25 protein-coding genes are annotated in these 25,713 nt (G+C 51.1%); 7 read left to right on the top strand and 18 right to left on the bottom strand.

The features are described from left to right. Positions 1-29: 29 nt before the first annotated feature. On the bottom strand, positions 30-503 hold the full coding sequence (locus tag OCU43_RS05565; protein WP_091360806.1) for a tetratricopeptide repeat protein: 474 nt from the start codon (positions 501-503) through the stop codon (positions 30-32). 474 nt (positions 504-977) lie between these two features. On the opposite strand from OCU43_RS05565, the gene cysK reads away from it, so the two are divergent. Beyond that, complete coding sequence (cysK, locus tag OCU43_RS05560; protein WP_091360808.1) at positions 978-1,946, top strand: cysteine synthase A; 969 nt, start codon at positions 978-980, stop codon at positions 1,944-1,946. Between the two features lie 175 nt (positions 1,947-2,121). Here the strand turns inward: cysK and OCU43_RS05555 are convergent, their stop codons facing one another. The 5 genes from OCU43_RS05555 to OCU43_RS05535 form a co-directional block, all read right to left on the bottom strand. Then, complete coding sequence (locus OCU43_RS05555) at positions 2,122-2,319, bottom strand: hypothetical protein (protein WP_091360809.1); 198 nt, start codon at positions 2,317-2,319, stop codon at positions 2,122-2,124. A 190-nt stretch (positions 2,320-2,509) separates the two neighbouring features. Further along, positions 2,510-3,433, bottom strand: coding sequence for a Dyp-type peroxidase (locus tag OCU43_RS05550; protein ID WP_217647466.1), 924 nt, complete (start codon positions 3,431-3,433; stop codon positions 2,510-2,512). Positions 3,434-3,561: 128 nt separating this feature from the next. Beyond that, a complete protein-coding gene (locus OCU43_RS05545) occupies positions 3,562-3,942 on the bottom strand; it encodes an MmcQ/YjbR family DNA-binding protein (RefSeq protein ID WP_091360812.1) in 381 nt (126 codons plus the stop codon). Between the two features lie 19 nt (positions 3,943-3,961). After that, positions 3,962-4,807, bottom strand: a complete 846-nt coding sequence (locus tag OCU43_RS05540) for a sulfurtransferase (RefSeq protein WP_091360814.1) — start codon at positions 4,805-4,807, stop codon at positions 3,962-3,964. Between the two features lie 97 nt (positions 4,808-4,904). Next, positions 4,905-6,188 (bottom strand): tryptophan--tRNA ligase, encoded by a 1,284-nt coding sequence (locus tag OCU43_RS05535; RefSeq protein ID WP_091360816.1) that lies wholly within the window; start codon positions 6,186-6,188, stop codon positions 4,905-4,907. Positions 6,189-6,344: 156 nt separating this feature from the next. On the opposite strand from OCU43_RS05535, the gene OCU43_RS05530 reads away from it, so the two are divergent. From OCU43_RS05530 to yaaA, 3 genes are all read left to right on the top strand, one after another. Next, a complete protein-coding gene (locus tag OCU43_RS05530; RefSeq protein ID WP_091360818.1) occupies positions 6,345-6,647 on the top strand; it encodes a hypothetical protein in 303 nt (100 codons plus the stop codon). A 105-nt stretch (positions 6,648-6,752) separates the two neighbouring features. Next, positions 6,753-6,986: a DUF2789 domain-containing protein gene (locus OCU43_RS05525; RefSeq protein WP_091360819.1), complete on the top strand. Its 234-nt coding sequence runs from the start codon at positions 6,753-6,755 to the stop codon at positions 6,984-6,986. 99 nt (positions 6,987-7,085) lie between these two features. Next, positions 7,086-7,859, top strand: a complete 774-nt coding sequence (gene yaaA, locus OCU43_RS05520) for a peroxide stress protein YaaA (protein WP_091360821.1) — start codon at positions 7,086-7,088, stop codon at positions 7,857-7,859. Between the two features lie 99 nt (positions 7,860-7,958). Here yaaA and OCU43_RS05515 read toward each other — a convergent pair whose 3' ends face one another. Genes OCU43_RS05515 through OCU43_RS05500 form a run of 4 tightly spaced genes read right to left on the bottom strand, consistent with a single transcriptional unit; the run spans position 7,959 to position 11,863 of the window. Then, positions 7,959-8,834 carry a Tim44 domain-containing protein gene (locus OCU43_RS05515; protein ID WP_091360822.1) on the bottom strand — a complete coding sequence of 292 codons (876 nt, stop codon included), beginning with the start codon at positions 8,832-8,834 and terminating at the stop codon, positions 7,959-7,961. A 45-nt stretch (positions 8,835-8,879) separates the two neighbouring features. After that, positions 8,880-9,779, bottom strand: coding sequence for a DMT family transporter (locus OCU43_RS05510; protein ID WP_091360824.1), 900 nt, complete (start codon positions 9,777-9,779; stop codon positions 8,880-8,882). Next, complete coding sequence (locus OCU43_RS05505) at positions 9,779-11,467, bottom strand: potassium channel family protein (protein ID WP_091360826.1); 1,689 nt, start codon at positions 11,465-11,467, stop codon at positions 9,779-9,781. The genes OCU43_RS05510 and OCU43_RS05505 overlap by 1 nt, the downstream gene beginning before the upstream one ends. Positions 11,468-11,479: 12 nt before the next feature. Further along, a complete protein-coding gene (locus OCU43_RS05500) occupies positions 11,480-11,863 on the bottom strand; it encodes a DUF6394 family protein (protein WP_091360863.1) in 384 nt (127 codons plus the stop codon). Positions 11,864-12,220: 357 nt separating this feature from the next. On the opposite strand from OCU43_RS05500, the gene OCU43_RS05495 reads away from it, so the two are divergent. Beyond that, on the top strand, positions 12,221-15,055 hold the full coding sequence (locus OCU43_RS05495) for an insulinase family protein (protein WP_261832990.1): 2,835 nt from the start codon (positions 12,221-12,223) through the stop codon (positions 15,053-15,055). Here the strand turns inward: OCU43_RS05495 and OCU43_RS05490 are convergent. Next, the gene (locus OCU43_RS05490) at positions 15,034-15,528 is read right to left on the bottom strand and encodes a hypothetical protein (protein WP_091360829.1); all 495 of its coding nucleotides are present in this window, start codon (positions 15,526-15,528) and stop codon (positions 15,034-15,036) included. The genes OCU43_RS05495 and OCU43_RS05490 overlap by 22 nt on opposite strands. Beyond that, positions 15,528-16,988, bottom strand: coding sequence for an exodeoxyribonuclease I (gene sbcB, locus OCU43_RS05485; protein ID WP_091360831.1), 1,461 nt, complete (start codon positions 16,986-16,988; stop codon positions 15,528-15,530). The genes OCU43_RS05490 and sbcB overlap by 1 nt, the downstream gene beginning before the upstream one ends. Before the next feature lie 133 nt (positions 16,989-17,121). On the opposite strand from sbcB, the gene OCU43_RS05480 reads away from it, so the two are divergent. Both OCU43_RS05480 and OCU43_RS05475 read left to right on the top strand, forming a co-directional pair. Beyond that, a complete protein-coding gene (locus OCU43_RS05480; protein ID WP_091360833.1) occupies positions 17,122-17,553 on the top strand; it encodes a YchJ family protein in 432 nt (143 codons plus the stop codon). Positions 17,554-17,737: 184 nt separating this feature from the next. Continuing rightward, a complete protein-coding gene (locus OCU43_RS05475) occupies positions 17,738-20,407 on the top strand; it encodes a DUF349 domain-containing protein (protein ID WP_091360835.1) in 2,670 nt (889 codons plus the stop codon). 93 nt (positions 20,408-20,500) lie between these two features. Here the strand turns inward: OCU43_RS05475 and phbB are convergent, their stop codons facing one another. From phbB to dmpG, 6 genes are all read right to left on the bottom strand, one after another. Further along, entirely contained in the window at positions 20,501-21,250 is a 750-nt protein-coding gene (gene phbB, locus OCU43_RS05470) for an acetoacetyl-CoA reductase (protein ID WP_091360837.1), read from the bottom strand. Between the two features lie 197 nt (positions 21,251-21,447). Beyond that, positions 21,448-22,797 carry an MATE family efflux transporter gene (locus OCU43_RS05465; protein WP_217647467.1) on the bottom strand — a complete coding sequence of 450 codons (1,350 nt, stop codon included), beginning with the start codon at positions 22,795-22,797 and terminating at the stop codon, positions 21,448-21,450. Positions 22,798-22,923: 126 nt separating this feature from the next. Beyond that, positions 22,924-23,115: a 2-hydroxymuconate tautomerase gene (gene thmT, locus OCU43_RS05460; protein ID WP_091360839.1), complete on the bottom strand. Its 192-nt coding sequence runs from the start codon at positions 23,113-23,115 to the stop codon at positions 22,924-22,926. 39 nt (positions 23,116-23,154) lie between these two features. Further along, the gene (locus tag OCU43_RS05455) at positions 23,155-23,736 is read right to left on the bottom strand and encodes an antibiotic biosynthesis monooxygenase (RefSeq protein WP_091360841.1); all 582 of its coding nucleotides are present in this window, start codon (positions 23,734-23,736) and stop codon (positions 23,155-23,157) included. Between the two features lie 115 nt (positions 23,737-23,851). Further along, entirely contained in the window at positions 23,852-24,658 is an 807-nt protein-coding gene (gene dmpH, locus OCU43_RS05450; protein WP_091360843.1) for a 2-oxo-3-hexenedioate decarboxylase, read from the bottom strand. Then, positions 24,658-25,701, bottom strand: a complete 1,044-nt coding sequence (gene dmpG / locus OCU43_RS05445; RefSeq protein WP_091360867.1) for a 4-hydroxy-2-oxovalerate aldolase — start codon at positions 25,699-25,701, stop codon at positions 24,658-24,660. The genes dmpH and dmpG overlap by 1 nt, the downstream gene beginning before the upstream one ends. Positions 25,702-25,713 lie beyond the last annotated feature (12 nt).

Genomic DNA, 25,713 nt, shown 5'->3' with positions numbered 1-25,713 from the left:
TAAACCAGCCCTTTAACGCAGATGCTTACTTAATAGTGCCCCGCTTCGAGCTGATCGAGCCAATAGGCTGCATCGATGCCGGATTTTTCCTGCTGCAACTCTCCCTTACTGCAGATATCGACCATTCGCCTGAGAGCCAGAATATGCCCGGATTCAGCCGACTGACGATAATACTTAACTGCCTTAAGCGGGTCTGCCGGATAGGTCTGATACCCCTCTTCAAAGATCTTTCCCATCTGGTAAGCCGCTTTACTATCACCTTTATCAGCCGCCCGCTCCAGATAGATCAACCCCTGTATGCGGTTGTTCATCCCCTCGCCCCGAAAGTGCAACAGATGGCCATACACCGAGAGAGCCCTTACGCTGCCATAGTCAGCAGCATACCGAAACAGTTTCATGACAAACCGATGTTTAGCCTTCGACCCCTTGAATAGGGGCAGATGAAACAGCTGGAAAGCGATCCAGCCCAGCAGTGGAGCGATCAATGTCATAAACAAACGCATCAGAACACCTTAGCCAATAGAAAATCTGAGCCGCAACAATATCAGAACTGTCTGATATTAAAACTGATTAAAGTTAAGGATTAACATCCCAGCTTAGCAAACTGGCCGTTACCAGCATATTTTTATCATAGACCAGTCTCACTCAAACACAGCGTCTTGCACAGAGAACTTTTCGTAAAGAGTTCTTATTACTCGCCTCTCTTATTACTCGACTCTCTTATAACAAGAGTCGATCAGACCTGGGCCGTTTTATACTGAATCGACAGCCCACTCTTTCCCTGACAAAGTGTGTGGCTCAATCACTTGCTATAAACCGATTATTGCGCTTAAATCAGTTACAGTTTAGCTATAGAAAAATGATTTTTTATAGCTATAAAGAATATATTTAAGCAGAAGTTAAATATTTTAGTCCGGTCGAAGGCGTCTTCACGAACACCTCTGCGGCCGCGTTTTTAAGTCGTTACAGGTACTTTTATGAAAACATTTGAAGATAATTCACTGACCATCGGTGAAACTCCCCTGGTTCACCTGAACAGAATCGCCCCTGGAAAGAAAATCTTCGCTAAACTGGAAAGCCGCAACCCTGCTGGCTCAGTTAAATGCCGCATCGGGGCAAACATGATCTGGGCCGCTGAAGAGAATGGCACACTGAAACCCGGGATGACGCTGGTTGAACCGACTTCAGGCAATACCGGTGTCGCGCTGGCTTTTGTTGCCGCATCACGGGGCTATAATCTGACTCTGACAATGCCCTCCTCTATGAGCCTTGAACGTCGTAAGCTCATGAAAGCGCTGGGAGCTGAAATTGTGCTGACAGAACCGGCCAAAGGTATGAAAGGGGCCATCGAAAAAGCCCAGGAGATCGTCAATAGCGATCCCCAAAGCCACCTGATGCTGCAACAGTTTGAGAACCCGGCAAATCCAGAGATTCATGAAAAAACCACCGGGCCGGAGATCTGGAACGATACCGATGGTCAGATCGACATTCTGGTTGCCGGGGTCGGTACCGGAGGAACAATCAGCGGCATATCACGCTATATTAAACAGCAACAGGGCAAAGCGATCACTACGGTTGCCGTTGAACCGACCGCGTCTCCGGTGATCACCCAGACGATTAATCATGAAGAGATTAAACCCTCGCCGCACAAAATCCAGGGGATCGGGGCAGGTTTTGTGCCTAAAAACCTGGATATGTCTATCGTCGATCAGGTTGAGCAGGTTTCCAATGAGGATGCTATCGAGATGGCTCGCCAGCTTATGCAGAAAGAGGGTATCCTGGCAGGTATCTCCTGTGGCGCAGCGCTGAGCGCCGCGATGAAGGTTGCCGATCAGCCGGGAAATGAAGGTAAGATGATCATTGTCATTCTCCCCGACTCCGGCGAACGCTATCTCTCCACGCCGCTATTTGAAGGGATGTTCAGCGATAATGAGTTAGTTCAGTAACTCGCTCTATCGACAACAAAAAACCGGGCCTGGCCCGGTTTTTTTAACGGAAATCACTCACTGTTCCGTAAACGTCTATCTGATTCGAAATTCTTAGCTGCTCCGTCAAACCTTGTCCTTACCGTGAAACTCTATCTGTTCAGTAAAACCGATCTTCACAGTAAAACCTAAGTCTTCAGGAAACCATTCTCCGAATCTCTTCGTGACTGGGGAACTTAGGAAGATGATCAACAAAAACTTTGCCATTGCTCAGTTTCTTAACAGTGTACCAACGCGCTTTACGCTCGTCCCCACTAAAATGACCATCCACTTCAAAGTTTTCGCCATCTACTCCCAGTACTGCAATCGTTCTTTTTATCGCCTCATTTTGCATAGTCGGCTCCGCTTTCTTATATTAGCACTCTGCTTCTTTTACAGTCCGTTCACGTGCCTGTCTCCGCAGACTACGAAATCTGGACTGCAGCTCGTATCTCCAGAATTTTCCAATTCCTTAAGTTTAGTCTATTGAGCCAGTTTGACAAACCGGTGACACTTTGCAGTCGATCCCGTTACACAAAAAGTTATCAGATCAGCTTTTCCAGCCACGCTGAAGAGGGTGCAAAAAAGGCCTGCCCGGTCACCGCTGTGGTGAAGTTCATCAGATGATCGTGATGACCCGAACCATCACCCAGCACCATACTTTCCAGAATCTTGGTAAAGGGCTCAGCCGAGCGGCAGTATGCAGCAAACATCAGCCCTCTGCGCGTCAGATTGCCGTAGGGCATACTGTGGCGCAATATCTCAATTGAGCGCCCTTCAGAGCCTTTCAGTGATGCCCGTTTAGTATGAGCAAAAGCGGCTTTATCAGCGCTGGCATATTCGCGGTTATCCGCTTTGGTCCGGCCGAGAATATCTTCCTGTTGCTGCAGCGGGATCTGATTCCAGGCTTTCAGATCATGTTCATAGCGCTGCAGGTGTATATAACTGCCACCAGCAAAAACAGAATCCTCCTCCCCGACCAGTGCAACCTCTGCCCGATGATCCCCTTCGGGGTTTTCTGTACCATCGACAAAACCGGTCAGATCCCGGCTGTCGAGATAACGAAAACAGTGAACCTCTTCAGCCAGTTCAGCATGGCCGGTGAGTTTTTCAGAGAATAACGCAGCCACTTCATAATTAAGATCGTGTCGTTCAGAGCGGATATGCAGCAACAGATCAACCGGTGTATGGGGCATGCTGATCCCGTCATTGCTCAGGGCCGGAAATGCCCTTAACTGCGCAGGCCGTTGTTGCGGACTCAGCTGATCCCAGTATTCACTGCCAATGGCAACGGTGATGTGCATATCCGCATCAGGGTAGCGTTGTCTGAAACCCTGTTCGGTCGCAGGCACCTCAGCGAGTACCTGACGCAGGCAGTCTGCTGACTCGGGTGAGCGGTTGATATTCAGGGTAATAAACAGGGCATCAGCGTTAGCTTCGGCAATAACCCCTGACTGAAAACGGGTCATAACGAACTCCATATCGTGAATATTCAGTGCTAATAACAGCTATCTCAACTGATACAGAGCTTACCGCTTATGACCAGCAGATTAAACTCGTTTTCAGGATTTCCTGACAAAGCCGGGCTGATCAGAAGTTAACGGTATAAAGTTTCACAACCATATTTCAGTTCCAGCGGCAGTCGCTCTTTCCGGGTCATCCCTTTCACCACCAGACCATAGGAACGATCGATCATCCTCTGCAGCTCTCCGGCAGGGATACTCCCATCCAGTATAACCGTGTTCCAGTGGCGTTTATTCATATGATAGCCAGGCAGCACAGCTGTGAATATATCCCGCAGCATCTGCGCCTCTGCAGGATCACATTTAAGATTCATCCGCGCGACACCGTCTTCGACGGACAGTGTCGCGAACATCTTAGTGCGCACCTTCATAACAGCGATATGGGGGTAAAAAGGAAAATCTTCCCAGGCTTCAGGGCGACTGAGCAGGTAATTACGCGCACTCTGGTGATCCATAAGACTCTCCTCAGCGCAACTATTGACCGGTTGCCACCGGTCGCTGAGGGTCACGAATCCACTCGCTCCAGGAGCCCGGATAGACCTTCGAGCCGTGGAGCCCGGCATGTTCCATCGCCAGTTGATTGTGACAGGCGGTCACCCCTGAGCCACAGTAGTGAACCACCTGTTGCGAGGGGCAGCCTTGCAGAAAACTCAGCCATTCCTGATGTAACTGATCGGCAGATTTAAACAGACCATCGCTTGTAAGGTTCAGCTGTAGTGGGCGGTTAATCGCCCCGGGAATATGTCCTGCAACCGGATCGATCGGTTCCTGTTCGCCGCGAAAGCGCTCAGGGGTACGGGCGTCGACAAGTGCGCCCTCTTCAGGATAGCGGGCAACCTGTTGCAAGGGCAGGATCATCGAAAGATCAGGCTGACCACTGAAGTCACCCGCTGATGGTAAAGGCAACTGATCGCTGACGGGCAGACCCGCGGCAAGCCAGGCGGGATAGCCTCCATCCAGCACAGCGACCTGCTTGTGCCCCAGCACGCGCAACAGCCACCAGGCGCGGGATGCCATCGCGCCATTGCAATCGTCATAGACCACAACCTGAGTGCCACTATTCACGCCACGCTTACGCAGCACTGCACAGAGTGTTGCAAAATCGGGCAGTGGGTGCCGACCACTGGCGGGCGTGACAGGAGATGAAAGCTCAGTATCCAGATTCAGGTAACCCGCGCCTGTAATATGCCCCTCAAGGTAGACCGCTTCACCCTTTTCCGGTGCCGTCAGATAGAAACGGCAGTCGAGCACAACCACTGCCGCAGGCTCTGCCTGAAGCAGAGTATCCAGCTGTGTAACTGAGATCAGAGTGGTATACATTTGTATCTCTCCAGAGTCCGTATCATTCAGGAGCACTATCGCCAGGGGGCAGACCTCCCCCTGACAACAGTTGTCATACTTAAACCAGCAAGGGTAGTTAGACCAGCAACGCGGCCAGTTCTTCGCGCAGCAGGTCCAGCTCATTCTGCGCTTTCTGCTTCGCCTTTTTCTTCAGCGTCTCAACTTCAGCCGCTTTCTCGGCAATCAGTCGTTTCGCCTCCGCCGCACTGTCGTCAGCACTGTTGACCCGATCCAGCAACGGCTTGAGTTGCATCAGGATCGCCCGGCGACGTCCCTCTTCCGCCCGGGCAAGCTGTTCGGCAGACTGCTCTTTCTCTTTTTTCTCTGCAGCCGCCGTGGAATCCCCTCCCTGCCAGGTCAGAGGACGAATGCCCACCGCGACACGGATATCCTCGAGGAATGGCGCCGCATGGCTACGGGCTTTTTCAGCACCTTTGAGCAGCTGTTGTTCAACAAATCCGAGGTCATTCATCAGCCGGTTATACTCTTCGCGGGGCTTACTCAGATAGCTGTCAAGAAACTCAAACAGCTCTTTCTTCGCATCACCCCAGCCAATACCATTATCAAACTTCGCGCGCATCTGTTCCTGCTCAGCAGCGGTAGCAAAGTTTGCGTACAGCTGGAAAATGGTACTGCTATCCGCATCTTTCGGCTCACCCGGTTCCCGGGCATCGGTTTTAATCTGTTTGATCAGCTTATACAGCTCATCGGAAGGGCTGAACAACGGGATAGTATTATCGTAGCTCTTCGACATCTTGCGGCCATCCAGGCCCGGAATCAGTTGGGTCTGCTCATCCACCTGGGCTTCCGGCAGATTAAACAGTGTGCCGTAGGTGTGATTGAAACGACCGGCGATATCACGCGCCATCTCAATATGCTGAATCTGATCCTTACCCACGGGGATAATGTCCGCATTAAACATCAGAATATCCGCCGCCATCAGAATCGGATAGCTGAACAGTCCCATGGTGACATCATCGTCGTCCTGACGGCCCGCTTCACGGTTAGCATCGACAGAGGCCTTATACGCATGGGAGCGGTTCATCAGACCTTTAGAGGTCATGCAGGTAAGGATCCAGGTCAGCTCAGTAATCTCTGGAATATCGGTCTGCCGGTAGAAGGTCGCCTTATCGGTATCCAGCCCCAGCGCCAGCCAGGTTGCCGCAATCTCACGGGTGGAACGGGCCACCCGGTCAGGATCGTGACATTTAATCAGAGCGTGAAAATCAGCCAGAAAGAAGTAACTGTTATAGTTACTGTTCAGGCTGGCTTCAATCGCGGGCTGAATGGCGCCCAGGTAGTTACCAATATGTGGGGTACCGGTGGTCGTAATACCGGTCAGAACGGTCTGCTTGGTCATCGGATTATCTTTTTACTGAAAGCTAACGAAAATTGCGCCCTATAATACAAGAAAATTAAGTGGCTGGCCTGGGTTATCGCCGATGAAATGATCACAAGGGTTTTTTCAGACCCTGATCAGTGGTACAAATAGCCATCTCTTATGTAAGGAATCATTATGACCTCGCTTCTCCCCTCTTTTATTGTTCTGGGTTCATTGCTGATAACCCTGGTTATCATGATACGCCGCGCACCTGACCGTAAACCTGCAACGATTGTTAACAACATCATTATGAGCGCGCTCTGTTTTGTCGGAGGCATGCTGATCTCTGCCATGTATACCCGTGCCGTAGGCAATGAAAACTCGAGCCCGTTTATTATTGCGATTCTGGTCGCTATCGGTACATTCGGGGCATTGGCAATCTATATCAAACTGGATGAAAAACAGAAACTAGAGCGGCAACGGGGCAACAACGACTGAACACCAGACATATCAACACAGAACGATCAGCTTCACCGCCAGCACTTTGACAAAGCCCCCATCCTGGCCAAGACTTAATGGGCAATTTTTAAAATGGAGGTCGTGATGGACAGATCAGCACATACGATGAACGCCCTGTTTGAACAGTTGGGTATGCCCGGCGATGATTCATATATCGATCAGTTTATCCGCACCCACACCCTGTTCAGCCAGGATGTTAAGCTGTCTGAAGCCACATTCTGGACAGACAGCCAGGCCAATTTTATTAAAGAGTGTCTGGAAACAGATTCAGACTGGTGTGAGGTAGTGGATGATCTGAATACCAGACTTCACTCCTGACTATCAGGATCATAGCGATAACTTATCGGCCAGCCCTTTTCAGGGCTGGCCTTTTTAGTTTAGGATCAGAGCATTATCAGAAAATGACACACATATACTATGCTACTGGTTATCTCTCCTGCTAAAAATCTCGATTACGATACGCCGGCCACAACCGAGCGTTATACACAACCGCAGCATCTGGATCATGCCGAACAACTGATTCAGACACTGCGGGATTACTCAGTTCAGGATATTGCCGAACTGATGAAACTCAGCGACAAGCTATCGGCGCTGAATGTTGCCCGCTATGAAAGCTGGTCTCAACCCTTCACTCCAGACAATGCCAAACAAGCGGTTCTGGCCTTCAACGGGGACGTCTATAGTGGACTCAACGCTGAAGATTTCAGCGAAGCCGAACTGGAGTTTACCCAGCAACACCTGCGTATATTGTCAGGCCTCTATGGCGTACTGAAACCTCTGGACCTGATGCAGCCCTACCGTCTGGAGATGGGAACCAAACTGGCAAACAGCCGGGGCAAGGATCTCTATGGGTTCTGGGGCAACATTGTCACTGATGACCTGAATCAGGCCCTGGCAGAAAACGATCAACCGGTATTGATTAACCTGGCCTCTAATGAGTACTTCAAATCCGTTAAGCCTAAAGAGATCAATGGACGGATCATCACCCCGGTGTTTAAAGACTGGAAAAATGGGCAATATAAGATCATCAGTTTCTTTGCCAAAAAAGCCCGGGGACTGATGTGTCGCTACGCGATCAAAAACCAGATCAGTGATGCTGAACAGCTGAAAAATTTCGATCTGGCCGGTTATCAGTATGATGACAGCCTTTCGAGTGGCGATACCTGGGTCTTTACCCGCAAAGAAAGCTGATCTTTTTCCACTGAAAAAGATTTTCAGGCATAACAAAACGCAGCTTCATTCAGAAGCTGCGTTTTGGGGGTTAGTCACCTCTGGGGCGATCAGACTGAATCAGGGCTGCTGAATGCCAACAATAATCCAGTTAGCCTCAGTCCCATTCATATCCCGTTGCAGGTGCCAGATCTCACTGAACTCTGTGGTCTGATCACTATCCTCTTTCAGCCAGCCGTAAAAGTTGATTGATGCGATCACATGATCACCGTTATCGATAAAGTTTGCCAGTTCGGCCATGACGGAAACCACTTCGGTTGTCTGATCAGCCGGTTGCTTTAGCCGCTCCTGTTTCAGAACATCGAGAACTTCTGCAGAAGTATAGGTGGCAATATCATCCCAGTCACTGTTATCCCAGGCGTTCTGCAGATGACTGAAATGCCCTTTGGCCCCTTCCAGAAAGGCCTGTTCGTTAAACCACTGTGGCAGTTCTAACGCATCTGCTGCGAAATTAAACCCGGACCCGGTCGCCGGAGAAATATCCTGATAGGCGGCTGTTGCTGATGGCTCCCGCTGCTGGGGTTGAGCCATCGCATCTGCGGGGCGCTGATGACCTGCATACTGGGTTTGTGAACCTCCTTTCAGCGCCGAAAAGATCTTCACTGCGGCAAAGATCAATAATCCGATCAGCAGGATATCCATAAACTGAATGCCATCAAAAGCACCACCGAAGAACAGTGCGCCGAGCAAACCACCCGCCAGAAGACCGCCCATCAGACCACCAAAGCCGCTGCGACGTGGCTGACCTGCTGCATTGGTTGTACTGCCCGTTGGCGCAGCTTTCTGCTGAGTCGGAGCCGCAGGCTGAACTCTCTTCGGCGTTGAATAGGATTTACCAAAACTGAAACCACCACCAAAACGTTTTGCTTCGGCATCGGGTACTAGCAGACCAAAACCGATAATCAGTGCAAATAATGAGACCAACAGGGTACGCATAGAAACTCCTAGAACTGTATTTCAGCCATTCAGCGGTACAGATGATTATGCTGATGACTTTTTATCGTTATGGTTGCGACCGGCAAGGATCGCCAGATAGATGCCGCTGAATATTAGCCCCATCCCTATAAAATGGAAAGGTTCCACCGCCTCATTGAGGAAGATAACCGAAAGAATCAGGCCAAACAGCGGCATCAGGTGGATAAACAGTCCGGCCTTAGCCGGCCCCAGCTCCGCCACCCCCCGGTTCCAGAAGATGTAGGAAAGAATCGACGGACAGATCGCCATATAGACGATCGCTGACAGGGTCTGCGGACTCCATTGTGGACGCGCTCCGGCGAGATATTCCCACAGCATAAAAGGAAACAACACCACGACGCCCACCACCACGGTAAAACCGAAAAAGGTAAAACCATCCAGCTCAACCGGTTTCAGTCGCAACATCACCGAGTAAGCGGACCAGCTCAGCACCGCGGCTAAAATCCACAGATCACCGCGGTTAAACGACAGGGTCATCAGAATCTCCGGATCCCCCTTGGCCACCAGCATCAATACCCCGGTCAGCGAGATAATGACCCCCAGCCACTGCCGGCGAACCACGGTTTCCCCAAGAAACAGCGAGGTAAACACCAGAATGATAATAGGCACCGCCGACTGCATCAGCGTCGCATTGGTCGCCTGGGTAGTCTGTACGCCAAGATAGATAAAGGAGTTAAAGCAGACCACGCTGAGTACCGATAACAGGATTAATATGGGCAGATGTTGCCGGATCAGGAGCCATTTGCGCAGTATGCGTGGCAGCACAAAGGGCAGGATGATCAGCAACGCCAGCCCCCAGCGCATAAATGACATGGTCAGAGGGGGAAAATCAGCATGAATGCCCCGGGCAGTAACAAAGTTACCCGCCCAGAACAGGACTGTCAGGGTCAATAGAAAATAGGGCATCAGATTCGCTTCAACAATTTGGCCAGCAGGTTATGACTCGGTTCTTCGCCGGTCTGAAGATAGTAAAGAATATTGTAATTATTGATACTCCAGCTCATCTGATTGCTGGCTTCCGCCAGACCACAAAAGAGTATCTCATCCCCCTCTTCCAGCTCAGTCAACTCACCCGGTAACAGTTTAAGATCGCCATTGCGGCGAAACATCAGCGGAAAACAGGGCAACTGATCCTTACGATGGCGCGGATCTTTCATCAGGTTGCTCAGCTTAACGCCAACCCCCTCAGCCGAGAGTGTGGTAATTGCCGGGGTTGTCTCCGGACTCACGGTAATAGACCAGCTATCCAGCTCTCTGTCAGAGGCGATACTACTCATCCGGTTAAGCAGGGTATGTGACCAGACATCATCCTGCAACTGCATCTGTTCGATAAAAACCGGCAGTAACGGCGTTTTCAGTTTCGCCAGAATCCGGTTGGCGATGATCTTGCCGGGCTCCATAATGAAGTCAGCCTTGGAGTTCTTATACACCAGCATATTGGTACTGAGATTCTGACGAACCACCGTCACCAGCTTTGGATTTAACTCTTTTGCGGTCATAATAATCGACAGATTATCGGCATCGTTATCGGTGCCTGCAACAATACCTACCGCGTCCTGAATACCCGCCAGCTCCAGGGTCTGCGCTTCTGTGCCCAGCCCGACCACGGTGTTATTAAAACTCTTCAGCTGTAAGGGATCATCATCCAGCAGGATAAGCTCCACATCATGTTTGGCAAACTCCCGCGTCAACGCCTTACCGAAACGACCCAGGCCGCAAATGATCCAGCGGCCACTGGTTTTCTTGTAAGCACTGGACAGTGGCCGATGATAGGGATTAACCAGCCAGTCATAGACCAGATGGGTATAGGGAGCATGGGCAGCCAGAGAGAGGTACTCAGCATAGTCCCTGAACGGATCGACAATATAGTCGGTGCCAAAAGAGGCCAGATTACGGGCATTCACTTCAGACTCTGTGCGGCTCACCACCAGCCGGCCCGGTGCCAGCAGTTTGCTGGCGATTGAGATAGACAGATTAACGTTATCATCATTGGTCAGCGCCAAAACCCCGATACAGCTGGAATGTTGCAACCCCGCATCATCCAGCACCTCAGGCAGAGAAGCATCGGCACACAGCCCGGGGACACGCAGTACTAGCCCGTCAACTTCCAGTTCATCGATGCGTTCCTGTTCGATATCGATCACCACCGAACGGATACCCCGATTACAGAGTTTTTTGATAATGGCACTGCCGGTGATGCCATAACCACAGATCAGATAAAATGGTTCATTAAAGTTTCTGACCTCTTTGGCGAAGGCCCGGCGGCGGAGCATACGGCCAAACATCGGTTCCTGAAACAGCGCCAGTAGTGAACCGATACTGTACAACCACGCAATCACCGTGCCGTAGATCGACACCAGAGTCCAGGCCCGCTGAGCCGAGGTAAAGGCATAGGGGATCTCGCCAAAACCGATGGTCGAGCCCATAAAACTGACGAAGTAGATGGCATGGAAAAAATCCATATGCCAGACGTTGCCCTGATCATCCTGACCGGGAATCATGACAAATCCCAGAGTTGCCAGCGAGTAGATAGAGATCAGGGTGATCAGGGGATGTCGCAGGCGGCGCAACATCACATAGAAGATATCGTTCATAACGAAGCGCTCTTAACGGCGCACAACGATTGTCTCGACCATCAGCAGAATCACCGACACAATATTCGCCAGCAACGCACCTCCGGACATCGAGATCACACTGCTGAACATCTCTGTGGTGACACCGACATCTGACAGCTGGGCGCCATAACCCCAGATCAGCGCAGCAATCACCAGCTGCAGGTCTGCCACCAGGCTGGTTGCCATCATCAGTGCACCCAGATGTGTGCGGTCACCGAACTTAAGCACCGTGCAGATCATACTCACGACGATGGCAGCAAAAAACTCATAGACATTATGGTGTGCAGGATCATCTATCTCGCCGATGAAAAAGCCAAAGTTCATGGTTAAGGCCAGCACAATAAAGAAAGCGTAAATCACCTTTTCGCGATTCATAGAATCCATCCCACCCAAAAAGTTATAACAACAAAAGTTTGCTGCAACTGATTGTAAAGCATACGAGAATAATAAAGAAACAATCGAACCTACGGTAAAACTTCTGGTCCAATATCCCAGATTGCCTGATCACCCAGAATAACGCTATAGCAGTAAGGCTTAAACTGATGTCCAACGACCAACATAACCATCACAATAATCCGCTGATCATGACAACTGGGCGAGTCCTGCGGCGTTTCCCGCAGGCTGATAAACAGGCAAGGCAATGTTAATCGCTGTAAAGTCCCCCTGAAGACAATCCTTTTTGAATGAATTAATCTGAGTTCCATCATCCTGAGGTTTGAGTGAATGCACCCTATGCTGACTAAGAAGACGTTCTGTTACACACTGTTTCTGCTGCTGTTTTTCACCACAAAAGCGGTGTCAGCCGCGGTTATAAAAAGCCCCACCGATGATCGCGACTATCTTGCATTTACACTCCCCAATCAGATGAAGGTGCTGGTTATCTCAGACCCCACTACCGATAAGGCCGCCGCGTCGGTGGATGTCAATGTCGGCTCCAATGCCAACCCGGAAAACCGTCTTGGTCTGGCCCATTTCCTCGAGCACATGCTGTTTCTGGGCACGAAAAAGTACCCAGAAGCGGATAGTTACCAGCAATACATCAGCAATAATGGCGGCAACCATAACGCCTTTACTGCGTTCGAAAACACCAACTATTTTTTCGATATTCAAGCAGACAAACTGGCGCCGGCACTGGACCGTTTCTCGCGTTTTTTTATCGAACCGCTGTTTACTGAAAAGTATGTTGACCGGGAACGCCATGCCGTCAATTCAGAGTATCAGTCGAAGCTGAGAGATGATGGCCGCCGGGGTTTCTCTGCCGGTAAACATGTGCTGAATCCCGCACACAGTATGAGTCGTTTTGCCGTGGGCAGTCTCGAAACCCTGTCTAATGATGACGGTAAGTTAAGAGATGACCTGATTGCGTTTTATCAGCGCTACTACTCAGCCAACCTGATGTCTCTGGTCGTCCTGGGCAAAGAACCGGTGGCACAGCTGAAACGTCTGGTTGAAGAGAAGTTTTCTGCGGTAGAAAACCGTCAGGCCAAACCCTTTATTTCACCGGTGCCGCTGTACCGCGATCTGCCGGAACAACAAAACATCAAAACCCTGCAAGACCTTCAGCAGCTGACCCTCACCTTTCCGATTCAGGCAACCCGGGACTACTATCGCGAAAAACCTGCCCAGTATATCGCATCGATGCTGGGCTATGAGGGCAAGGGCAGCCTGCTCGCTACCCTGAAGAACAAAGGCTGGGCAAACGGACTCGGCGCTTACCGTGGTAACGATCTGCCCGACCAGTCCTCGATTGAGCTGTCGATATCGCTCACCGATGAGGGGCTCAAACACTCTGATCAGGTAATCGAAACCACTTTCGCGGCCATTCGCCTGCTGCAACAAAAAGGGGTTTCTGAAGCGCTGTACCAGGAGGAGCAGAAGATCAGTCGTATCGGTTTCCGCTTCAAAGAGAAATCAGAACCGATTCATGAGGTAGCCCGGCTCTCCCATAACCTGCAACTTTATCCGGCCGATTCTGTTATCAGCGCCGATTATCTGATGGAGCGCTTCGAACCGGAGCTGATCAACAATATTCTTGAGCAGATGACTCCCGACAACCTGCTGGTTACCCTGCAGGCCAAAACAGTGGAAACCGATCAGAAAGACCCCTGGTTCCAGGCCGGGTATAGTGTTAAGCCGATCAGTCAAGAACGGTTGCAAAAGTGGGCCCATCCGGCGACAGATCCCACATTACAGGTACGTCAGCTTAACCCCTTTATCGCTGACCAGTTTGACATAAAACCGGTGGCACATCCGCAACAAAAGCCGGAACTTATTCTGCAACAGGGTGGATACTCTCTCTGGCATAAGCAGGATCAGATCTTCAGACTGCCCAAAGCGGACTTCTTTTTCTCGGTTATCTCAGACCAGGCCAACCGTACTGCGGAGAACGCAGTGATGACAGCCCTCTACACCAAACTGGTCAGTGATCAGCTGAATGAAACTCTCTACGATGCCTCGCTGGCCGGACTGGATACCCGCATCTACCCTCATATGCGAGGCCTGAGCGTAAGAATCTCTGGCTATGATGATAAACAGCAACAGCTGCTAACCCAGGTAGTCAACGCACTACAACAGGCACAATTCACCCAGAGTCGCTTCGCCAGAATCAAAGAGAACTACGCTCAGGAGCTGGAAAACAGCCGCCGGGATAAGCCGTTTAATCAAACGATCGGGGAGGTTTATAACCTGTTATTACAGAGCTGGAACGCAGATAAAAAACTCGCCGCATTAAAGTCGGTCACCCTTGAACAGCTACAGTCCTTCATACCTCAGCTACTAAACAGAGTCGAAGTTCGCATGCTGGCCCATGGCAACCTGACCCGGACTGAAGCGCTGGCAATGGCGCAAACGGTCGAGACAGCCCTGCCCGCTGCACAGATAAATGCCAACAGTCATACTCTGCCGGTTATTATGCTGCCCAAGGATTCCGAATTGACTCAGACCCTGCCGTTGGAGCATAACGACTCAGCAATCAGTGTCTATTTTCAGGGTGATAACAGTGAAACCAAAACCCGCGCTGAGTATATTCTGCTGAGCGAGATTCTCTCGACGCCGTTTTACAGCAGTCTGCGCACCGAGCAACAACTGGGTTATGTGGTCTTCGCAACCGCACTGCCGATGCGTAAAGCCCCAGGATTAGCATTTGTGATTCAGTCTCCTAACACTAATCCAGTTGGGTTGGAAACCCAGATCAACACATTCATCGAGCACATGACAGGCACCCTGAAAGCGATGAATAAACAGCAGCTGGACAGTTTTAAGAGCAGCGTTATCTCCCGGATTAACCAGAAAGAGAATCGCATGGGTGAACTGAGCGAACGCTACTGGCAGGAGATCGACCGTGGCGATACCAACTTTGACAGCCGGGAAAAGCTGGTCACCGCCGTCAGAGAATTATCGCTCGATGATCTGCTCAGATGTTATACCCAGTTGCCCGAACGCCGTCTGACCGTCCGTTCCTTCGGTGAGCAACATCGTGATCAGGTGGATAAAAAAGCGCTGCAGCAGAACTGCGAACCGGAGATTGCGCGTTTAAAAGTTGAGGGTCAGTTTGTGCCGGAAGCCTGAATCTGACGGTCGATCACCCTGTGTGAGCGGGGCTTGTTCTCTTTCGGAGCTTCAATCTCGATCCCCTCACACTGATCCAGGGTATCATCCAGGGTACACTGGATCTCCAGCTGATCACGGGCAATCTGCTCAAAAATGCGGTCCTCCCCTTTCAGGGGGGGCGCCTTCTTCTCCGCACTGACAACCCGCTCAACAGGCGCAGGATCGCTATAAGGCACAACGGTGGGCGGCGGCAGCTGCCGCTCTGGAATCACATAGGGCTCAATCTCAGGCATCGGCTCACTGTCAACAAAGCCACGGCGTTTATTATCGTAAATAGTCTCCGGGTCGACGGGTGAATCGATATGTCCTGCCGGTTTAACCACCGCATAGGGGATCGGGTTGACCAGATCCTCTTTTCTGTCCGCCAGCACTGCACCACTGATCGCCAGGGCCATCAGTCCAGCAGTCACTGTGCAAACAGAATCTCTCATCAATACACCTCATCCATTGGATAGATCGCCTCAGCGTAGAGCGCCAGTTCCTCAAGAATCCCCTTCTGAGATGGGTTCAGGTCTGGCTGCTGATACAGTTCGTTTAGTTTACTGAACAGCTCGGTCATGGTGAGATGACCGTTATTATCCGGCCCCAACAGGCGACGTCGGCGAAACTCTTCCCAGCGTCCCCGCTCCTCCTCACTCAGAGTAAACGGATAGTTCCGGGCCCGATAACGCAGAAACATCTCCTCCAGACGGCTATCCTGGAACGCCAGCTCAAGGCTTCCAAGCTGCTGCGGATCAGTGGTTCTGATCAGCTCCATACTCCTCTTATCGGCATCTCCGAAAAATCCGCCACTATAGAGCATATGATCAGGATCAAGGTCATCCTCAAAACCGGACTCTGAAAACACCTCTGCAAGTTTCTGTTTCAGATCAGGACTGTTGCGCAACATCGCCAGATGAGCGCGGCAGCTCTCTCCCGATATATTGAGACGTTCCGCCTCCACGGCTGTCAGCATCCCGGCGGGGGCGATCACCGGCGCCTTATTGGTGTGAATCTGCTTCACAGGGATGCGTTGCTCGCCCTCTGCCAGATCCTCAGCGCGGGTATAAAGCAACCGACGAACCTCACTGGCCGGAAGCTCAAGCAGTGGCGCCGGATCACAGCGCAGATCAAATGCCAGTACCGCATTCTTATTCACCGGATGGATCGCCAGGGGAGCAACGATAGCGGCATTCCCCCACTCTGCCGGATACATCGACGAGATATGCAGTACCGGTTTCATGGTCATCACATCCAGCATTCCCTGAATGGTGCGTTTATCCCGGTTATTCACCGCATACTGATACAGTTTTGGCTGACGTTCTCTGACCAGGCGAGCCATCGCGATAGTGGCATATACATCCGCTAAAGCATCGTGGGCATTACCATGATCGATACCATTGGCTTTAGTCAGATCCTCCAGACGCATACTGAGGCGACCATCTTCATATTTAGGCCACTCAATACCCTCTGGCCGCAGCGCCCGGGTGAGTCGCAACATATCGATAATATCCCAGCGGGAACAGCCATTCTGGTACTCCCGGCCGTAGGGATCAAAGAAGTTACGATACAGGCTATAACGGGTTATCTCATCATCAAAACGGATACTGTTATAACCCACGCCGCAGGTGCCCGGCCGGGCTAGCTGCTCATGCACCAGCGCCATAAACTCGGCTTCGCAATAACCATCATGCAGCGCTTTCTGCGGCGTGATACCGGTAATCAGACAGGCTTCCGGGTGGGGCAAAAGATCCTCTGCGGGTTTGCAATAGAACATTACCGGTTCGTCGATAATATTCAGCTCATCATCGGTGCGGATACCGGCAAACTGCAGCGGGCGGTCGCGCTTAGGGTCTGCACCGGAGGTTTCATAGTCATGCCAGAAAAAAGTTGTGTTTGAGGATGCCGCCATTCTATTCGCCTTAAAATCATCGGCCGTAAAACCAATGATATCTGTATGGTTATGCTTTTGATCAATATGCTTAATTTTACAGCTCCCTATAATAGCCTATTCATATCTGAATTCTATCTAAGCCGGGGCCCTTATGCTTCATGACCACAAAGATACCACGCTAGCCTGCCCTTGTGGCTCAAATAAGCCATTTTCGTTTTGCTGCGAACCAGCGATCGAGGGCCACAAACCCGCCCCGACTGCAGAAGCACTGATGCGTTCACGCTACACCGCTTTTGTCCTGGGCGCCGTTGATTACCTGATTAAAACGACGCTGCAGGCGCACCGCCAGCCAGATGATGCCGCACTGATCGCAGAACAGATAAAAGCTACCACCTGGACCGGGCTGAAAATTATCAGCACCGAAGCAGGTCAGGCAGACGATCAAAAGGGGGTGGTTGAGTTTATTGCGCATTTTGAAACGGCAGAACAGATAGCCGACCTGCACGAAAGATCAAACTTCGAGAAACACGACAACCACTGGTATTACGTAGACGGAAAGGTTGAGATTCTACCCAAGGAATAAATAAATTATCCCCTCATAAGCCACTGTAAAGCCCGGCAGACAAGCCAATCGCCTCAATTGTCTGCCCAGGGAGACACTTTTCTTTTCTGTCAAGGCTTTTCCTGCACGGCTAAGAGCCGTTAGAATATGAGCACCTGGCCACAGGCACCGTTGTATATATAGTGGCCCTTGCAGGATCGATGTAATGTTTGCGAAGTTTTTCAAACCCCGATGGAAACATAATAAAGCCGCTGTCCGCATCCGGGCAGTTCACCGGCTGAGCCCAGGCAAGACTGAGCACAGAGAAGTACTCGCACGGCTTGCCCGTCAGGATCAGAGTATCGAAGTCCGGCTGGCTGCGGTTGAAAAAATTGCGGCTCCTGAGCTTCTGTCAGATATTCTGACCCATGATATCAATCCGGATATCCGCAGAAGTGCCGCTAAGCGGATCTGCGAAGTGATTCTGGATCCGTCCTACACCCACAGTCAACAAAGCGAATGTCTGAACTATCTCCACGATGAGAATATGCTCGCCCATATTGCCCTGAACAGTGACAGATCCGATATTCAGCTACAAGCTATCCAGCGTGTCAGCGATCAGCACTGCCTCAGCTCACTGGCGATCAACGGAAGCAGCACCCAGCTTCGTCAGGCCGCCGCCGAAAAACTTCACTCGCCAGAACTATTGGAACAAACCCTTAAAGCGATTAAGGGGCGTGATAAATCAGTTTTCAGAATTATCCGCAACAAACAGCAACAGCTACAGGAAACCGCCCGCCACCAGGAGCAGATTCTGCTGCGTAAAGAGGAGTTGCTCTGTAGTCTTGAACAGTTGAGCCGAACGGATCATTTTCCATTATACGGCGCCAAACTCGAAGCCCTCTGCCAACAGTGGAATAGCCTGGATGAGGTTACAGATGCAGATATTGAAAAGCGCTATTCAGGGCTTGTAGAACTGTGTCAGAAAACCCTGTCTGCAGAGCAGGCCCGATGCCATCAGATTGAAGAAAAGCAGCAACAGGCTGAAGCGGAGGCGCAACAGAACCGGGCTCTGTTACAGAAACTTGAAGACACCCTGCATCGCTGTACCACTCTGATCTGCGGTGAACACTTCTGCAAAGCGGATCTCGACGCGGAACAAGCCTGCTGGAATCAGGCCTGCGAACAGCTGCAAAGCGATGCTGAAAACGCAATAACATCGACTTTCAGACAGTTATCAGAACGCTTTGAACGTTATCAGCACACCGGCCGTCAGTGGCTGGAGCTATGTGGTGAGATTTCAGGATTGTTAGATAGCGGATTATCCGGTGACGCCGATCGCGCCGGACTCCAACAGCATCTGCATCAGCTTGACCGGCTGAATGAACAGCTGAACTGGCCAGAAGAGATTAAGCGCCCAGCCCTGCTACAAACAGTAGAACAACAACGCAGCAATATCCTTGAACAACTGAGCCAGCTGAAACTTGAACAGCAACACTGCAGTCAGGATCTCGCAGAACTGCTCGACGCTCTGGAACAGCAGATAGAAGCAGGTCAGGTTAAACACGCCTGCCAGCTGGAACAACAGGCTGAAGCTCAGTTAAGCGGGATGAATGGCACCACCCCCAAGCATCTTCTGCAACGCCATAAGGGCCTGCTAGCACGCCTGGCGGAATTGAAAAACTGGCAGGGGTTTGCCGTCTCGGCTAAGAAGGAACAGCTTTGCGAAGCGATGGAAGCGCTGATTGACAGTGCTATTGAGCCTCCCCTGCTGGCAAAGCAGATCCATACACTTCAGGGACAGTGGAAACAACTCGACAGCGATGATCCACTTCACTCCCATAAGACCTGGCAGCGTTTTAAAACAGCAGCGGATCAGGCATATGCGCCTTGTGAACAGTACTTCCGACAACAGAAACAACAGCGTACGGATAACCTCAGTAAACGTAAGCAACTGGTGACTGAGTTAAACGATTTCCTCGGGCAGATCGACTGGCAACAACCTGACTGGTCCCTGATCGAGCAGGTCAGCCGCACCGCGAAACGGGAGTGGAAAGCATATGCACCGGTGGACCGGACACCGGGGCGCCAGGTGCAAACCGAGTTCAATGCCCTGCTAAAACAGCTGGATAACAAGATTGCCGCCCACCGGGAACAGATCGCTGAAGAAAAACGATCCCTGCTGGAACAGGCGCAGCTACTGGTTACTGATGAAGATCCCCACGCTGCTGCCAGTCAGACCAGAGCACTGCAAAAACGCTGGAAAGAGGCGGGCAATACATTCCACAGTCTGGAACGCAAACTCTGGCCCGAATTCCGCAAAGCCTGTAATGAGGTGTTTGAAAACCTCAATCGAAGCAGACAGAGTGAGAAAAAACACACCCAGGCAGATGAACAACCAGCCACGTCACTCACAGAAAGCAGATCCTATCAGGCCCTGTTACAGCGCATAGAACTGTGTGATCAACTGGAAAACTTTATCGATGACGGCACACTGGATCAATTAGTGCTCGATGAAATTCAATCGGTCTGGGACCGGTGCGATCCGGCTGATGATTATTTCGAAACACTCATACAAGCCCGATACGAACTGCTTCTGGAACTGATCTCGGGCCGTATGGAGATGCAGGAACTACTGACTCTGACAGAGAAAGCCCTGCGGCAACTCTGTATCCGACTTGAGATTCTGCTGGAACTGGACTCTCCAGAGCAGGATCATACACTGCGAATGGAATACCAGATGGACCGACTGCAAAAAGCACTGGAGCAACGTCAGACCTCCGACAACAGCAACGACCTTAAACTGTTGGAGCTGGAGTGGCAGTGTCAGCCCTTTACCCTGCAACATGAAGCATTGCAGATCCGCTTCTATAGCAACCTTCAGCAAGCAGGTTAATTGGCGCACGACTAACCCCTGCAGGGTTATGAAACGCTTATTAAAGTAACAAAAAAACCCGCAGATGCGGGTTTTTTTAATGCTGAATACAGCTTACGACATGTGCTGACCACCATTAATGGAGAAGTCAGAACCGGTCACATAACCACAGTCATCACTGGCCAGGTAAGAAACCGCCTTGCCAATCTCGGCAGGCTCGCCAAGGCGACCCACGGGTACCTGACGGATAATCTTTTCCAGCACCTCTTCAGGAATCTTAGCAACCATCGGCGTCATAACGTAACCCGGTGAAACGGTGTTAACGGTAACCCCTTTCGCTGCAACTTCCTGCGCCAGAGCCTTGGTAAAGCCGTGAATACCCGCTTTCGCAGCAGAGTAGTTACACTGACCAAACTGACCTTTCTGAGCATTAACAGAAGAGATATTAATAACCCGTCCCCAGCCCTTATCCAGCATTGGATTGATCACCAGGCGGGTCATATGGAACATAGAATCAAGGTTGGCAGACAACACTTCGTTCCACTGCTCCCAACTCATCTTGCGGAAGGTACCATCACGGGTGATACCTGCATTGTTCACCAGAATATCAACACTGCCACCGGCCACTTCTTCAACCGTTTTAATACAGGCAGCACATGACTCTTCATCTGTTACATCGCCATAGGCTACCAGAATATCGTAGCCATCCGCTTTCTGTTCTTCCTGCCAGGCTTTTGCTTTTTCGTGATTACCACCGGAATTGTAGCCAGCAACGACCTTTACACCTGCGTCCGCCAATGCGCGACAGATAGCGGTACCGATACCACCGGTACCACCTGTTACCAGAGCAATTTTCTGTGTCATGCTCACGTCCCCTTTGCTTCTTGAGATTTGTTGTTTCGAGTTGTAGTTATAGTTTTTTATTTTTTGTATTTTTCCAGATCATATATCTATCAACGAACAGGCGTAATATGACTTTCGTTTAGTAGGTCAATTTAGCAGCCCTGTTTCGCTGCGAAAGAGTACTGCGTCTCTGTTACAACGTTAAGACAAGATACAACTTATTTAAGCGTTGTCAAAGGATTAAGACTGTTCAGATGGCGCTGCATCCACCTGAACGCCATTGCTGCAGTGCACATATTTGCAATAACAAACGCCACAAACATCCCCTCCAGCCCGGCAAGGTAATTCCCCAGATAACCGCAGGGTACATAGAGAATGAACAGACGAAAAACACTGATACGCATCGCTTTCATAGGTTGATGAACCGCATTAAAACTTGAAGCGGTGAGAAAAGTGACTGCCTGAAAACCAAATCCCAGAGGGACAATCAAAATCCATAAACTGATCAGATTAATCACCTCTGCCTGATCACTGAAAAGCGCACCGATTCCCCCGGCAAAAATAAATAAAATAATATAAATCAATGCTTGCCAGAGCAAAGCAAACCGGACAGCACTCAGGTATGCCGCCCGCACCCGCACTACTTGCCCACGGCCAAAATTCTGACTTATAAAAGGGGGCAGCGTCATAGAGAGCGCCAGGTTTGCCAGCAGCGAAAGCGATTCCAGCCGGTTTCCGACACCAAACGCAGCCACCGCTTCAGGCCCGTGGGTTGCCACAACCGCTGTCATAATCGCTGCTGTTATCGGTGTCATCATATTGGAAAGGGCCGCAGGAAAACCGATTTTCATCACCATCAGCCAATGCTGCATCGCAACAGACAAGGATTCGATTCTTAGCACCAGCAAGCCTTTGCGCAGATATAAATTTGCCAGCGCAGCAGCGGCAGCAATTCCCCAGGCAATCAGACTGGCAATAGCCGCCCCCTGAATGCCCAGAGCAGGGAGCGGCCCCCAGCCAAAGATCAGCAGCGGATCCAGAAGCAGATTCATCACTGAGGAAAACCCCATCAGCATCGCCGGCGTGCGGGTATCGCCACAAGCACGCAGAGAACTATTCGACACCATGATCAGAACGTAAAAAACCGAGCCAAAAAACCATACCGACATATAGCTGTGGATATAGGGCATCAAGGTATCCCCTGCTCCCAGAAGCCGAAAAAGTGGATCGATAAACAGGACGAAGAATGAAGCAATCAACACCATCAGCAGTGTCGTCAGTAACAGATTATCCGTGGTCAATTGACGTGCACCACTGGCATTGCCTGATCCGATTAGCCGGGCGATTGTGGCTGAGGTACCGACACTCAGACCAATAGAGAGACTGATCACCGTAAACGATACCGGAAAGGTGAAACCCAGCGCTGCCAGGGGTTCAGTCCCCAGCCGGCTGACAAAATAACTGTCCGCCACATTGAACAGCATCAGGCTGACGATGCCGAGCATCATCGGCAGTGTCATCTTAATCAGCGTTGGGCGGATTTCACCATTGAGAAGATCAGGCTTCACGATTTAACGGGGCTCATTTAGCTTGGGGAAAAGTAGAAGGCCCATGATAACACCGCGACAGCGGTTTATTGACCCGAAAAGCAAAGGGGGATAAAAAAGCCTCCGGCAGGAGGCTTAAAACACAACTTACTTACCCAGCGCCTTTGCGGACTGTCCGCCGATGCCAAAATGCTGCTTTGGCATTTCGTAAATTAATACCCGGACACTCTCTTTCGGCGCTTCCAGAGAACGGGCAATCGCTTCACTGACTTCGTTTATCATCCGCTCTTTCTGCTCGTCAGAGCGGCCTTCCATCATACTAATAGAGACTATTGGCATCACACCATCCTTATTTAAAAACAGTCCTTATGTTAACGCTTATTTAAATAACCACCCTTTCAACAGACGGGTCACTCTGGGCATCACCAGATAGGTCATCAGCAATACCTGAAGGGTTACAATTATTGCGGTTTTTAACCAGAGATCAACGCCACTGAGGTAGGGCCCCAGACTCAGGTTGATCGCCATAATCAGTACATAGACCACCGCAATCAAAACCAGCGCCATCTTATGCGGTGAAGGGTGTTTATTAACTGGCAACTCAGGAAGATCAAACCAGAACTCAAGACCGGTTCCCCGCTGCACCTCGGCCTCCCCCTCAATCAGAGGGGCAAGTTTATCAAGCCACTGCTTTCGCAGTTCTGAGGACTCCCATCTTTCACAGTTTTCATAACTGTCAAAGCGGTAGATCAGCACATAACGGTTCCCTGTTGACGCTGAAGGACGCAGCACATTACTGCCCTGATGCCCTGGATATTCTGAGGCGGCTTCAATGACCCCGGAGATCCAGGCTTCATAGTCAGCCTCGAAACCGGGTTTTACTTTTCGGGAGATACTCACAGTCACCGGCCCTTCCTGTCCCGGCTCCGTCAGTTGACTCTGAATGCAGCTATCCGCCATGATTTACCTCTAAAAAATAAAGCAGCCCATCATCAGGGCTGCTTCGGATCTTGCTGATTAAACGCTTTGTTTAAAGATCAGCCTGATCAATCATAAATGATCAGGCCCAGCGGTCTCAAACAAATTTACCGCTAATGGTCCCCAGATCCTGATAGCGAACGCTAAAGCTATCGCCTTTATTGACTTGCACCGCCGCAGTGATCGCGCCGATCATGATGAAGGTGCCCGCCGGAATCTCTTCGCCGCGCTCACCCAGCATATTCGCCAGCATCGCCACAGATGACGCCGGATGGCCCAGCACCGCTGCACCTGCACCGGTCTGCACCACTTCGCCATTGATCTCCATCACAACCCCCAGGGTTTTCAGATCAAGATCCGCCGGAGGAGCCATACGCCCACCGGTGATAAAGCGGCTGGAACTGGAGTTATCCGCAATAACACTCTTCAGATCGAACTTGAAATCCTTATAGCGGGAATCGATCACTTCAACGGCTGGCATGACAAAATCAGTAGCGCGCAGTACATCACCGATATGGATGCCGGGCCCTTTCAACGGGGCTTTGGTAACAAACGCCAGTTCCGCTTCGATCTTCGGATGGATCAGTTCATCATGTTTGATCTCGCCACCGTCCGGCACGGAGAAGTAGTCCGCGAGGAAGCCGTAGCAGGGATGTTCAACCCCCATCTGCGCCATCTTCGCCCAGGAGGTCAGGCCCATCTTCATACCAACAATCTTGTTGCCCCTCGCCTCTTTACGACGACGGATCTCCCACTGAATATCAAAAGCATCCTTATAGGTCATCTCCGGAAAATCATCGGTGATCTTGGTGACTTCGTATGCTTCCAGTTCGGCGTTTTCCAGGTGAATCGCCAGCTCTTCGATCTGTGCTTGTGTTAACTTATTTTCCTGAACGTCAGCCATCAGATTAACCCCTTCTCTTTTGCCTGCTTTTCTTTAAACATGGTCAGTGCCAGGTCTTCAATCATATCTTCCTGTCCACCAACGGTGCCGCGGCGCCCCAGCTCGACCAGAATGTCCCGGGCCTGAATGCCATACTTCGCTTCCGCCCGTTTCGCAAACAGCAGGAATGAGGAGTAAACACCCGCAAAGCCCAGTGTCAGCGCGTCACGATCGACACGGATCGGCTGGTCCATCATCGGTACGATCAGGTCTTCCGCAACATCCATGATCTTGTACAGATCGATACCGTGGTCCGCTTCCATCCGTACCAGTGTCGCTACCAGTACTTCCAGTGGGGTGTTACCGGCACCGGCACCTAACCCAGCCACCGAGCCATCGATACGCCCGGCACCGGCATCGATTGCCGCCAGGGAGTTGGCCACCGCCATCCCCATGTTGTGGTGGCCGTGGAAACCCACCTCAATAGAGGCGTCCAGTTCAGCCCGCAGCAGACCGATCTTCTCGGTTACTTCATCCGGCAGCATGTAACCGGCAGAGTCGGTGCAGTAGATGCAGTTAGCGCCATAAGAGACCATCAGCCGCGCCTGTTCGAGAATTTTCTCTGGGCTGGCCATGTGCGCCATCATCAGGAAACCGACGGTGTCCATCTCCAGTTTGGCGGCCAGACCGATGTGCTGTTCAGTCACATCGGCTTCGGTACAGTGGCTGGCAACACGGATAGTGTTCACACCCAGATCTTTCGCCATGCGCAGGTGATCGACCGTGCCAATCCCGGGCAACAACAGGGCAGAGACTTTGGCGTTTTTCAGTTTCGGAATCACCGCGCCGAGATATTCTTCGTCGCTGTGCGCCGGAAAACCGTAGTTCACCGAGGTACCGCCCAGACCATCACCATGGGTGACTTCGATCAGCGGCATACCCGCTTCATCCAGTGCCGTGGCCACATTCACCATCTGTTCCAGCGAGATCTGGTGACGTTTGGCGTGCATCCCATCCCGCAGACTCATGTCGTGGAGGACTACTTTTTTACCTTTCAGATTCATTGTTTTCTCCTC

It is taken from the genome of Amphritea atlantica (genome assembly GCF_024347255.1).
Lineage (GTDB): Bacteria > Pseudomonadota > Gammaproteobacteria > Pseudomonadales > Balneatricaceae > Amphritea > Amphritea atlantica.
This window is presented reverse-complemented; position numbering and strand designations above follow the sequence as displayed.

Bases quoted from the DNA above. Each gene is read 5' to 3' on its own strand.
- OCU43_RS05565 (WP_091360806.1), bottom strand. From the start codon at position 503: ATGCGTTTGTTTATGACATTGATCGCTCCACTGCTGGGCTGGATCGCT.
- cysK (WP_091360808.1), top strand. From the start codon at position 978: ATGAAAACATTTGAAGATAATTCACTGACCATCGGTGAAACTCCCCTG.
- OCU43_RS05555 (WP_091360809.1), bottom strand. From the start codon at position 2,319: ATGCAAAATGAGGCGATAAAAAGAACGATTGCAGTACTGGGAGTAGAT.
- OCU43_RS05550 (WP_217647466.1), bottom strand. From the start codon at position 3,433: ATGACCCGTTTTCAGTCAGGGGTTATTGCCGAAGCTAACGCTGATGCC.
- OCU43_RS05545 (WP_091360812.1), bottom strand. From the start codon at position 3,942: ATGGATCACCAGAGTGCGCGTAATTACCTGCTCAGTCGCCCTGAAGCC.
- OCU43_RS05540 (WP_091360814.1), bottom strand. From the start codon at position 4,807: ATGTATACCACTCTGATCTCAGTTACACAGCTGGATACTCTGCTTCAG.
- OCU43_RS05535 (WP_091360816.1), bottom strand. From the start codon at position 6,188: ATGACCAAGCAGACCGTTCTGACCGGTATTACGACCACCGGTACCCCA.
- OCU43_RS05530 (WP_091360818.1), top strand. From the start codon at position 6,345: ATGACCTCGCTTCTCCCCTCTTTTATTGTTCTGGGTTCATTGCTGATA.
- OCU43_RS05525 (WP_091360819.1), top strand. From the start codon at position 6,753: ATGGACAGATCAGCACATACGATGAACGCCCTGTTTGAACAGTTGGGT.
- yaaA (WP_091360821.1), top strand. From the start codon at position 7,086: ATGCTACTGGTTATCTCTCCTGCTAAAAATCTCGATTACGATACGCCG.
- OCU43_RS05515 (WP_091360822.1), bottom strand. From the start codon at position 8,834: ATGCGTACCCTGTTGGTCTCATTATTTGCACTGATTATCGGTTTTGGT.
- OCU43_RS05510 (WP_091360824.1), bottom strand. From the start codon at position 9,779: ATGCCCTATTTTCTATTGACCCTGACAGTCCTGTTCTGGGCGGGTAAC.
- OCU43_RS05505 (WP_091360826.1), bottom strand. From the start codon at position 11,467: ATGAACGATATCTTCTATGTGATGTTGCGCCGCCTGCGACATCCCCTG.
- OCU43_RS05500 (WP_091360863.1), bottom strand. From the start codon at position 11,863: ATGAATCGCGAAAAGGTGATTTACGCTTTCTTTATTGTGCTGGCCTTA.
- OCU43_RS05495 (WP_261832990.1), top strand. From the start codon at position 12,221: ATGCTGACTAAGAAGACGTTCTGTTACACACTGTTTCTGCTGCTGTTT.
- OCU43_RS05490 (WP_091360829.1), bottom strand. From the start codon at position 15,528: ATGAGAGATTCTGTTTGCACAGTGACTGCTGGACTGATGGCCCTGGCG.
- sbcB (WP_091360831.1), bottom strand. From the start codon at position 16,988: ATGGCGGCATCCTCAAACACAACTTTTTTCTGGCATGACTATGAAACC.
- OCU43_RS05480 (WP_091360833.1), top strand. From the start codon at position 17,122: ATGCTTCATGACCACAAAGATACCACGCTAGCCTGCCCTTGTGGCTCA.
- OCU43_RS05475 (WP_091360835.1), top strand. From the start codon at position 17,738: ATGTTTGCGAAGTTTTTCAAACCCCGATGGAAACATAATAAAGCCGCT.
- phbB (WP_091360837.1), bottom strand. From the start codon at position 21,250: ATGACACAGAAAATTGCTCTGGTAACAGGTGGTACCGGTGGTATCGGT.
- thmT (WP_091360839.1), bottom strand. From the start codon at position 23,115: ATGCCAATAGTCTCTATTAGTATGATGGAAGGCCGCTCTGACGAGCAG.
- OCU43_RS05455 (WP_091360841.1), bottom strand. From the start codon at position 23,736: ATGGCGGATAGCTGCATTCAGAGTCAACTGACGGAGCCGGGACAGGAA.
- dmpH (WP_091360843.1), bottom strand. From the start codon at position 24,658: ATGGCTGACGTTCAGGAAAATAAGTTAACACAAGCACAGATCGAAGAG.
- dmpG (WP_091360867.1), bottom strand. From the start codon at position 25,701: ATGAATCTGAAAGGTAAAAAAGTAGTCCTCCACGACATGAGTCTGCGG.